We start from the raw sequence: 10345 nt of genomic DNA on the forward strand, positions 1-10345 counted from the left end.
CCGCGGGGTGCGGTCCGCGACCTCGGCCAGCAGCCCGGCGCCGACGGGTGCGGGCCCGGAGCGGCCGCGGGCGGCGAGAGCCGCCGCGAGGGCGACGGCCACGGCTCCGGCGACGCCCTCGGGGTGGGCGTGGGTGACCTCCGCGGACAGCGCCGCCTGCTCCGCCGCCTCGTCCAGGTCCGCGGAGAACCAGGCGCCCAGCGGGGCCACCCGCATCGCCGCGCCGTTGCCGAGGCTGCCCTGGCCGTCGAACAGCTCCCGTGCTGCGGTGCGCCAGCCCCCGGGATCCCCGGCCAGGGCGGGCAGCAGCTGGTGCATCCCGTGTCCGTACCCGCGGCCCGGATCCGCCCGGTAGTTCGCCGCGAAGGCCTGGGCGAGCCGCTCCTGGTGCACCGCGTCGAAGGCGGTCAGGACGCCGAACACCGACAGGGCCATGGCGGTGTCGTCGGTCCAGTGCCAGGGGCCTTCCTCCGGGGCCCGCCGGGCCCGGATCTGCTCGAAGGCCTCCTTCGGTGAGCGGAACAGGGGGAACCAGCGCTCCCCGAATCCGTCCCCGAGGGCCAGGCCCTCCAACGAGTCGCGGGCGGTGGAAAACGATGTCATCCCCGCATCCTGGCAGCGGCCGTGGGCCCGCGCAGCCGGATTACCGGCCGCGCGGGCGGTGGATCGCGGGTCAGTCGCCCAGGACGGCGATCCGCCCGGTGCTGAGCCCGGCGGCGACGCGCGAGACGGCGTCCGAGGCGGAGGCCAGTGGCACCCGGGCGCTCACCAGGGGGCGGAGGACGCCCTGTTCGGCGAGCCTGGTGAGCTCGTCGTGGGCGGTGCGGACGGCGCGCGGGTCGTGGGTGTTGTAGAGGCCCCAGTGCAGGCCCAGGATCGCGTAGTTCTTCACCAGCGCATGGTTGAGAGCCGGGGTGGGGACCTGCCCGGCGGCGAAGCCGACCACCACGATCCGGCCCTCGAAGGCGATGCACCTGGTGGAACCGGTGTACGCCTCGCCGCCGACCGGGTCGAAGACCACGTCCGCGCCGTGTCCGTCGGTGGCCTCCTTGACGGCGGCGACGAAGTCCCGCTCCCGGCGGTCCACCACCAGGTCGGCGCCGAGCGCCTTCGCCGTCCGTGCCTTCGCCGGCCCGCCGACCACGGCGATCACCCGTGCCCCGGCGGCCCGGCCGAGCTGGACCGCCGCGCTGCCGACCCCGCCGGCCGCCGCGTGCACCAGCAGGGTCTCGCCGGCCCGCAGCCGGGCCCGGCGGTGCAGCGCGAACCAGGCGGTCTGGTAGCCGATGTGCAGGGCGGCGGCCTCGGCGTCGTCCAGTGCCTCGGGCGCCGGGAACGCGGCGGCGGCGTCCAGCAGGGCGTACTCGGCGAAGGCGCCGTGCGGCAGCACCGGGTTGCCGATCAGCCGCTCGCCCCGCCGGGCGCCGTCCACCACCTCGCCGCACAGCTCCACACCGGGCGTGAACGGCAGCGGCGGGCGGACCTGGTACTGCCCGCGCACCATCAGCGCGTCCGGGAAGTTGACGGCCGCCGCCCGCACCCGGACCAGCAGCTGCCCCGGTCCGGGCACCGGCCGCGCGACGTCCTCGGCCAGTCGCATCACCTCGGCCGGCTCCCCGAGTTCGCGCACCTGCCAGGCCCTCACAGCAGCTCGCTCCTCTCCAGTCCCTGCTGGAGCCGGTTCATGCCGGCGATCCAGCGGTCCGGGTCGGTGGCCCGGACCCGGTAGTAGTCGGCGACCTCGGGGTGCGGCAGGAGGAGGAAGCGCTCCGCGCGCATGCCGTCCAGCGCCGCCTCGGCGACCTCCGCCGGGTCGAGCGCGGTCGGGGCCAGCAGCGCCTCGCCGACCGCGCCGGTGGAGGCGAGCATGTCGGTGCGCACACCCTGCGGGCAGAGCGCGTGCACCCGGACGCCCCGGTGGCGGTAGGTCGCGGAGAGCCACTCGGCGAAGGCCAGCGCGCCGTGCTTGCTGACGGCGTAAGGGGCGGAGCCGAGCATGGTGAGCAGCCCGGCGGCGGAGACGGTGGCCAGGAAGCGGCCCTCGCCGCGTTCCAGCCAGCGGGGGAGCAGCAGCTCGGCAGCCCGGACGTGGGCCATGACGTTGACCTCCCAGGCGCTCGTCCAGGCCGCGGCGGGCGCGTCCGCCCCGCCCACCGGGGCGACGCCCGCGTTGGCGCACCACACGTCGATCTCGCCGAGTTCGCCGCGGGCCCGCCCGACCAGGCCGGCCAGCCCCTCGGCGGAGGCGGCGTCCCCGGGCAGCGCAGTGCCCCCGCACTCCTTCGCCACGGCGTGGGCCGCCCCGGTGTCCAGGTCGTTGACCACCACCCGGGCGCCGGCCGCCGCGAAGGCCCGGGCCAGTGCGGCCCCGATGCCCCGGCCGCCGCCGGTCACCACCACGCCCCGGCCGTCGAACGCCCCGGTGGTCACATGCCACCGCCGAGGGTGACCCCGCCGTCCACGACGAGGGTCTGGCCGGTGATCCAGCCGGCGTCCGGGGAGAGCAGGAAGGCGACGGCGCCGGCGACGTCCTCGGGGACGCCGAGGCGGCCGAGCGGGTAGGCCTTGGCGACCTTCTCCTCGCGGCCCTCGTACAGCGCCTCGGCGAACCTGGTCTTCACCAGGGCGGGGGCGACGGCGTTGACCCGGACACCCTGGGGGCCGAGCTCGGCGGCGAGTTCGGTGGTGAGCCGGATCAGCGCGGCCTTGCTGACGCCGTACATGCCGATCCCGAGCGAGGCACGGATGCCGGTGATGGAGGCGACGTTGACGATCGAGCCGCCGTGCTCGCCCATCCAGGCGGCGTGCGCGCGGCGGGTCCAGGCCAGAGGGGCCAGCACGTTGACGGCGAGGATCTTGGCGGCGGCGGCCTCGTCGGTGTCGAGGACCGGCCCGTAGACGGGGTTGATGCCGGTGTTGTTGACCAGGTGGTCGAGCCGGCCGAAGGCTTCCAGGGTGCGGGCGACGGCCTCCTCCTGGTGCGCCGGGTCGTCGGCCTTGCCCGCGACGGCGATCGCGTTGTCCGGACCGCCCAGGTCGCGGACGGCCTCGGCCAGCGGCTCCGGGTTGCGGGCGGTGAGGCAGACCTTGGCCCCGCGGTCGACCAGCTCGCGCGCGATGCCGAGGCCGATGCCCCGGCTCGATCCGGTGACGACGGCCACCCGGCCCTTGAAGGAGTGCACCACGGAGCGTCCTGCCTTTCCCACGGGGATGCCGAGTCCTGAGGACTGTCGCTGACTAAGCGCTTGCTCAGCATGCTGTCGGTGCGGGAGCCTGTCAACAGCCTGCCGAACGCCCGCTCGGCCCGCGGGGTGGTCGGCGGGAATGCCTGTACGAGTTCTCTGGGAGGATGGCGCCATGACCAGCACCCCGCTCGCCGACCTCTGGCCGACCCTGCCCGGCGCCGACGTCCGCCCCGAAGCGGCGTACCGGCTGCTCCAGGCCGCCGTCGAGTCGTTCGCGGAGCGCGGCTTCCACGCCACCACGACCCGGGACATCGCCACCGCGGCGGGGATGAGCCCGGCCGCGCTGTACATCCACTACCAGTCGAAGACCGCGCTGCTGGCCGAGATCAGCCAGGCCGGTCACGCCGCCACGCTGACCCTGGTCCGGGACGCGGTGGCCGGCCCGGGCGGCCCGGCCGAGCGGATGCGCCGGCTGGTCGAGCAGTTCACCGCCTGGCACGCCCGGGCCAGGACGGTCGGCCGGGTGGTCAACTACGAACTGCACGCGCTGCCCGAGGACGCCTACGCGGTGGTCGCGGCGCTGCGGCTGGACATCGAGCGCGAGGTCAGCGCGCTGATCGAGGCGGGCGCGGCGGTGGGGGACTTCCACGTGACGGAGGTGCGGACGGCGGCCCGCGCGGTCACCTCGCTGGGCATCGACGTCTCCCGCTGGTACACGGCGAACTCCACCGAGGCGCCGGAGGAACTCGGGCGCCGTTACGGCGAGTTGGTGCTGCGGATGCTCGGCGCCCGGGTCTGAGCCCGGGGCTCGTCCGGCGGGCTCCGCCGGGCGGGCAACGGAGCGTCCCGGTCCGCCCTTGACCAGCTCGCGGGGTGCGGGCAGACTCGTATACGACGTACGTGTGCCTCGTACGTGTGCCTCGTAAGCGCGTAGCGCAGGGGTCGGCACGCAGGGTGACACCGCGAGCCCTCCCCGGCGCATTCCCACCGCAGCTCCCGCACTGCGGATCGAAGTAACCGTTCTTCTTCCACCGGGCCGCCTGACCCGGCATGACGGGGCGCCCGCCGCGACCGATCGTGGCGGGCGCCCTGCTGTCGGGCACTGCGGCTCAGGGGTTGTTCAGGCGGCGGCCAGGCAGAACTGCACCAGCCCGGCGTCCACATCACGGATGATCTGTTCCATCTCCGCCCACCGCGGGTGGAATTCGGCGCCCCACTCGACGGTGAAGCCGAGCACCTTGCCCTGGTCGGGGTCGGCGAAGCTGCGGGAGTAGACGTAGTCGTCACTGGTCCCGCTGGTCGGGTACAGATGGAAGCCACTCATCGGTTTGTACGTCAGGCCGCGTACGCCGTTGACGCCCTGGCAGAACGCCTCGGCGAGCAGCACGGCGGCGTCCTGGTCGCCCTTGGGGATGTACTCGGAGTAGGTGAGGTCGCCGGGCAGGCCGCGCTTGCCGTCGTACTCGGAGTTGCGGAAGTTCATGTCGGGGTCGATCGACTGGTTCTCGTCGTCGCCCCAGTTGTAGAGCACGTCCTGCGAGTAGCTGTGCACGTCGACGAACCACTGGGTCAGCGGGAGCTGCTCCAGCAGCCACCGGACGTTGCGGGTCTCCGGTTCGGAGAACGCGCTCGGGCCGGCGTACACCTGCGGGTCGCACGGGTCGTTCGACACCTGGGGGTTGGCCTTCGGGTCGAAGGCGGTGACGAAGTCGAAGAGGAAATCGTAGTTGCGGTTGATGTCGACGCCGACGCAGTCCGGGTTCGGGCTGCCGCCGGCGTTGGCCGGGTTGCGGTTCTTGCGCCACATCGGCTTGACGGTCTGGCTGTAGTTCCGGCCGTCGGGGTTGACCAGCGGGTAGAGCACCAGGTCGAGCCGGTGGAGCAGGCTGCTGACCTGGGTGGCGGTGAAGGCGGTGCCGCCGTAGCCGAGGCCGGTGCCGTCCCGGTGGGATTCCAGCAGGTCGGCGGCGAGGTGGATGAGGATCTCGCAGCTGCCCCACTCGCGGGCGTGGACGCCGCCGATCATCATGACGCACGGCTTGGGGGCCGCCGTGGGTTCGCTGATCAACAGGGCGTGGGCGGTGCGGCCCTCGTGCGAGGCCTCGGGCAGCGTGACGAGTTGGGTGATGTCGGGGTAGGCGGTGGCCAGGCTGGTCACGGCGGACTCGACCTCGGTGACGTTCAGGTACGGCATGGCGGGCCTCCCGGGTCAGCCGGAGAGCTTGGTGGCCAGGCCGCGCGGGACGGCGTCGGCGGGGGCGAAGCGGTCGCCGACGCCGACCTCGGCCTGGGCGGCGCGCCCGGCCTCGCTGGCGTTGCCGATCCGGGTGACCGTGATGCCCTCGCGTTCGAGGGTTGGGACCTGGTCGGCCGGGGCGTAGACGTCGATGCCGATGCGGCCGTCCTCCTCGACGTGCGGGCGTCCGCCGACGTCGGGGTGGGTGTCGCGCAGCAGCGCGCGCAGGGTCTCCGGGTCCTTGGCGGTGACGCGGAGGCGCAGGATGTCGTCGTGGGGTGACGCGTTCGAGGTGGAGGACATGGGGACTTCTTCCGGGCGCCGTCAGCGGGCTGCCGCGATGGTGCCGGGTGGCCCGGCGGCGCCGATCAGGGGGGATACGTCCGACGTGTACCTCGTATCCTCAGGATGCGTCGCTGCCGTAGAAGCCGTCAAGGGGCGGCTCGGGCATCCGGTCGAGCAGGCTGTCCAGGCCGCTCAGCAGCTCGGCCTCGTCGTCGAAGTCGGCGAACCGGGGCACCAGGGCGCGCAGCCGGGGGTACTCGGTGGCGGGCAGCCGGTGCAGGCCGAGCCGCAGGACCGGATCCGGCTCGTTCGGGTTGTCGACCACCTGGCGCTTGTCCACCAGCAGGCAGCCGAGGTTCCAGGCGACGAAGGTGCGGTAGACGGTCAGCGCGCCCGCGTCGTCGAAGCCGGCCTGGCCGAGCACGGCCAGGATGTGCTCGGTGAGTTCCAGCACCGAGGCGGGGCGGCGGGCCACCGGAACGGACAGCGGGCGGGTCGCGATCAGCGGCAGGATCTCGGGGTGGGCGTGCGCGGTGGCGGCGAACGCTCGGGAGATCCGGCGCAGTTCGGCACGCCAGCCGCCCTCGTGGGGGCCGCGGCCGGCGCCGGCCCGCAGCCGGGCGTTGATCTCGTCGAAGTAGGCCTCGACCAGGCCGTCGAGCAGGGCCTCCTTGCCCGGCGTGTAGCGGTACAGGGCCATCGACTCCACGCCGAGCTCGGCCGCCAGCCTGCGCATGGTCAGCGCGGCCAGGCCCTCGCGGTCGACCAGGGCCACGGCGGTGCCCAGCACCAGCGGGCGGCTCAGCCGGCCCCGCTTCTCGGGGGCGTCCTGCTCGGCCATGTCCGCACTCCTCCGGGTCCGTGGCAGCGTCGTCGGCCGCGCCCGAGCCGGTCGGGCCGCTCGGCAGGGCGGCTGCGGTGCAGGGCCCGCTGTCGGGCTGGGTCTTCGGGCTGGGTCTTCGGCGGATGTCACTCAACGGATACAGAACCAGGATACAAGGTATGAATCGGACGTAAACGGGTGAGCGGCTCTTGGTGACGGGTTCGCCGATCCCGCTGGTCAGCCGACCGTCGGAGGAGCCGCGCGGAGACGGTGGGTACGGCGACGGGGGCGGCGGGGCCGGTTGCGCTGCGTAGCCGGACGTGCCCGGGGGCGGTGGGCTGGTGGGCCGGGGGTGTGGCGTGGACCGTCGAGCGGCCGGCCGGTGGTCAGCCGAGCAGCGCGCCGCCGGAGGCCGGCAGCAGCTGCCGGCAGGCGGATGCAGTGAAGGCGCCGACGGTGAAGGCCGCCCGGGCCGGGACGCCGTCCTGGCTGCCGCCGCTGAGCACCAGGGCGGCGAAGTAGAGGACAGTGAGCGGGTTCAGCAGGGTGATGCCCAGCAGGGGCAGGAAGGCCCGGGCGGGGGTGGGCGGCGCGGCCTGCGGTCCGGCGGCGGTGCCGGGACGGCTGCGCAGCGCGCTGACGGTCGTGCGGGCGGCCAGGGCCGGTAGCACCGGGGCGGAGACGATCCGCAGCGGCCGGGCGACCGGTCCGAGCGGTGGCGCGAGGCTGGTCCCGCCGACCGCCGACCGCCGACCGCCGACCGCCGACCGCCGACCGCCGACCGCCGACCGCCGACCGCCGACCGCCGACCGCCGCGAGCAGCGCGTACGGCCCGTCCGCGGTGGCCACGCCGAGGGCGGCGCAGGCGCCGGTGCGCAGCGAGGTGCGCGCGGTGAGCGACACCAGGTAGGCCCCGACGGCCCCCACCGGGACGGCCGCGCCGAGCCCGGCGGGCAGCCCCGCGGCCGGTGCGGCCCTCACGAGTGGACGGCGTCGGGCCTCCGGGGGCGGCCGGGCTGCTGCTGGACCCGGGCCGGGCGGGTGGCGGCGGGAGCGGGCAGTGGGCGGGCGGCGGAGTCGGTCACGGGCCGATGGTGACGGCCCGGGGAGGGGGCGGCAAGCGGTCTTCCGGGAGCCCGAGGTAGCGTGGGAGACCCCGTGATCACCGTCCCGAGGAGAATCGATGAACAGTCAGAACGACCCGGTGCGAGCGCTGTTGGCGGAGGCATGGGCCTCCTGGGCGGAGCGGGGTGCGGCCCTGGTCGCCGAGGACTGGGACCGGTCCACCCGGCTGCCCGGGTGGACCGTACGGGAACTGTACGCGCACGTGGCGCCGGTGCCGGAGATGTTCACCGGGCTGCGCGCGGCCGTCCTGGACGGGCGGGCCGAGGTGGTTGACGGGGCCGGCATCCTGCGTGCCTACAACCGGCCCGGCGGTATCGCCCACACCGCCGCCGGCCAGGTCGCCGAGGCGGCGAAGCAGGCCGCCGAGGTGGCCGAACCCGCTGTGCTGATGGCCCGGTTCGGCGTGGAGGGCCCGGCCGCGCTGGACGGCCTCGCGGACCTGCCGCCGGGCACCACGGTGGCGCACCCGCTGCTCGGCAGCGTGACGGTCGGCGCGCTCGGCGAGGTGGCGCTGATGGAGGCGACCGTCCACCTGCTCGACCTGATCGCGGCCGTCGGCGGCCCGCCGCCCGCCGAGGGGGCGCTGCACTTCACCCGCACGCTGCTGGCGGAGGTCGCCGACCCGGCGGCCTTCATCGAGGCGGCGACCGGCCGCAGCGCGGCGGCGGTGCTGCCGGTGATCCGGTAGGGCGGTCGTCCGGTGACAGGTGAGCCGGTGATCCGCTGGGCCGGTCATCAGGTGAGGCGTATGCGTCTCATGTCATGAGCCTTTCAAAGGTGCGGGTTTGCTGTCACGCTGCTGCTCCCGGCCCGCTCCCCCACGAGAGGCACCGATGAGAAGACTCCTGCCTGCCCTGACCGGCGCCGCCCTGTTCGCGGCCACCGGCCTCGCGGTGCTCGCCACCCCCGATGTGGCGAGCGCCGCGGACTGTACACCCGCCCAGGTGGTGGCCAACGGCGGTTTCGAGTCCGGGAGTTCGTCCTGGACGGCGCCGAGCGGCGCGATCACCGCCGACAGTCGCCAGAGCGCGCACTCCGGCAGCTCCTACGCCTGGCTCGACGGTTACGGCTCCAGCCACACCGACACGCTCTCGCAGTCCGTCACTCTCCCCGCCGGGTGCGGCACCGCGACGCTCGGGTTCTGGCTGCACGTCGACACCGCCGAGACGACCGGCAGCACCGCCTACGACAAGCTGACCGTCAAACTCGGCTCCACCACTCTGGCCACCTACTCCAACCTGGACGCCCAGGCCGGGTACGTGCACAAGACCGTCGACGTCTCCGCCTTCGCGGGCCAGACCGTGACGCTCGCCTTCACCGGCGTCGAGGACTCCAGCCTGCAGACCAGCTTCGTGCTGGACGACGTCACCCTGGACGTCTCCGGCGGCGGTACCACCCCGCCCCAGCCCGGTGACCCGACCCGCACCCCGGTCGCGCCGGCGTACACCGTCGACCTCACCAGCGATGCCTCCGGCGGCAGTTGGACCGGGCACGAGAGCGTGACCTTCGGCAACGCCTCGCCCACCCCGCTGAACGAGGTGTACCTGCGGCTGTGGGACAACGCCCACGGCAGCTGCCCCAGCACCCCGATCACGGTGACCAACGTGACCGGCGGCACGCCCTCCCCGCTCACGGTGAACTGCACCGCGCTCAAGATCACCCTGCCGGCTCCGCTCGCGCAGGGCCAGAGCGGCACCGTCGGATTCGACCTCGGCATCACCGTGCCGAGCGGCGCGGACCGGTTCGGCCACGACGGCGCGTACAACTTCCTCGGCAACGCCCTGCCCGTCCTGGCGATACGGGACGCGGCCGGCTGGCACCTCGACCCGTACACCAACAACGGCGAGTCCTTCTACTCGGTGGCCTCGGACTTCACCGTCACCCTGGACCACCCGACCGGCCTGCTGGTGCCCGCGACCGGCACCTCGGTTGACACCCCCGGTGCGGCCGGACGGACCGTCACCAAGGCGACCGCCGGCAAGGTGCGCGACTTCGCCTGGGGCGCCGGGCCGTTCACGAAGATCTCCGGCACCTCCGCGGCCGGGGTGAAGGTCAACGTCTATTCGGTGGCGGGGATCAGTGCGGCCGACTCCAAGTCGATGCTCTCCACCGCGACCTCGGCGGTCGACGCCCACGCCCAGCGCTTCGGTGCCTACCCGTACGGCGAGTTGGACGCGGTGATCGACAACAACTTCTGGTTCGGCGGCATGGAGTACCCGGGTTTCGTCCTCGACCTGGTCAGCACCACGGCGCTCACCCACGAGATCGGTCACCAGTGGTGGTACGGCATCGTGGGCGACGACGAGTACAACGGCCCCTGGCTGGACGAGGCCTTCACCGACTACGCCACCGACCTCGCCCTCGGCAAGACCGGCAACGGCTGCTGGAACAGCGTCTCCTGGGCCTCCTCGGCGGAGAGGATCACCAACTCGATGGCGTACTGGGACGCCAACTCCTCCCGCTACTCCACGGTCGTCTACGGATACGGCAAGTGCGCCCTGCACGACCTGCGCCGGACGATCGGCGACACCGCGATGACCACGCTGCTGCGGAACTACGCGCAGGCGCACTGGTACGGCGTCTCCACCACCGCGGAGTTCAAGGCCGCGGCCCAGGCCGCCACCACCGTGGACCTGACCTCCTTCTGGAGCCAGCACCGCATCGACGGCTGAGCCCTCGCACCCCGGCGTC

The 10345-nt window shown here is 73.8% G+C and carries 10 protein-coding genes and 1 pseudogene; 3 read left to right on the plus strand and 8 right to left on the minus strand.

Annotated elements, in window-relative coordinates; genetic code table 11:
• The 4 genes from ACFU7Y_RS31080 to ACFU7Y_RS31095 all read right to left on the minus strand — a co-directional run.
• Positions 1-603 (minus strand): ADP-ribosylglycohydrolase family protein (locus tag ACFU7Y_RS31080; protein ID WP_380770390.1); only part of this gene is annotated, 603 nt, incomplete at its 3' end.
• Between the two features lie 70 nt (positions 604-673).
• Positions 674-1630: an NADPH:quinone oxidoreductase family protein gene (locus ACFU7Y_RS31085; RefSeq protein WP_380770398.1), complete on the minus strand. Its 957-nt coding sequence runs from the start codon at positions 1628-1630 to the stop codon at positions 674-676.
• An 11-nt stretch (positions 1631-1641) separates the two neighbouring features.
• Positions 1642-2430 (minus strand): SDR family NAD(P)-dependent oxidoreductase, encoded by a 789-nt coding sequence (locus ACFU7Y_RS31090; RefSeq protein WP_380770391.1) that lies wholly within the window; start codon positions 2428-2430, stop codon positions 1642-1644.
• Positions 2427-3185, minus strand: coding sequence for an SDR family oxidoreductase (locus tag ACFU7Y_RS31095; RefSeq protein WP_224284044.1), 759 nt, complete (start codon positions 3183-3185; stop codon positions 2427-2429). The genes ACFU7Y_RS31090 and ACFU7Y_RS31095 overlap by 4 nt, the downstream gene beginning before the upstream one ends.
• A gap of 172 nt (positions 3186-3357) precedes the next feature.
• Here ACFU7Y_RS31095 and ACFU7Y_RS31100 point away from each other — a divergent pair, with 172 nt between their 5' ends.
• Positions 3358-3984, plus strand: coding sequence for a TetR/AcrR family transcriptional regulator (locus ACFU7Y_RS31100; protein WP_380770392.1), 627 nt, complete (start codon positions 3358-3360; stop codon positions 3982-3984).
• Between the two features lie 321 nt (positions 3985-4305).
• On the opposite strand, the gene ACFU7Y_RS31105 is transcribed toward ACFU7Y_RS31100, so the two are convergent.
• From ACFU7Y_RS31105 to ACFU7Y_RS31120, 4 genes and pseudogenes are all read right to left on the minus strand, one after another.
• On the minus strand, positions 4306-5379 hold the full coding sequence (locus ACFU7Y_RS31105) for a M14 family metallopeptidase (RefSeq protein WP_380770393.1): 1074 nt from the start codon (positions 5377-5379) through the stop codon (positions 4306-4308).
• A 15-nt stretch (positions 5380-5394) separates the two neighbouring features.
• Positions 5395-5724, minus strand: coding sequence for a hypothetical protein (locus tag ACFU7Y_RS31110; RefSeq protein WP_224284042.1), 330 nt, complete (start codon positions 5722-5724; stop codon positions 5395-5397).
• Between the two features lie 100 nt (positions 5725-5824).
• Entirely contained in the window at positions 5825-6547 is a 723-nt protein-coding gene (locus tag ACFU7Y_RS31115) for a TetR/AcrR family transcriptional regulator (protein WP_380770394.1), read from the minus strand.
• A 371-nt stretch (positions 6548-6918) separates the two neighbouring features.
• Positions 6919-7510: pseudogene (locus ACFU7Y_RS31120) on the minus strand (hypothetical protein); the annotation flags it as partial.
• A gap of 202 nt (positions 7511-7712) precedes the next feature.
• Between ACFU7Y_RS31120 and ACFU7Y_RS31125 the strand changes: the two are divergent.
• Complete coding sequence (locus tag ACFU7Y_RS31125; RefSeq protein WP_224277959.1) at positions 7713-8342, plus strand: maleylpyruvate isomerase N-terminal domain-containing protein; 630 nt, start codon at positions 7713-7715, stop codon at positions 8340-8342.
• Positions 8343-8487: 145 nt separating this feature from the next.
• Entirely contained in the window at positions 8488-10326 is a 1839-nt protein-coding gene (locus ACFU7Y_RS31130; protein ID WP_380770396.1) for a M1 family aminopeptidase, read from the plus strand.
• Positions 10327-10345 lie beyond the last annotated feature (19 nt).

Source organism: Kitasatospora sp. NPDC057542 (genome assembly GCF_042801945.1).
GTDB lineage: Bacteria > Actinomycetota > Actinomycetes > Streptomycetales > Streptomycetaceae > Kitasatospora.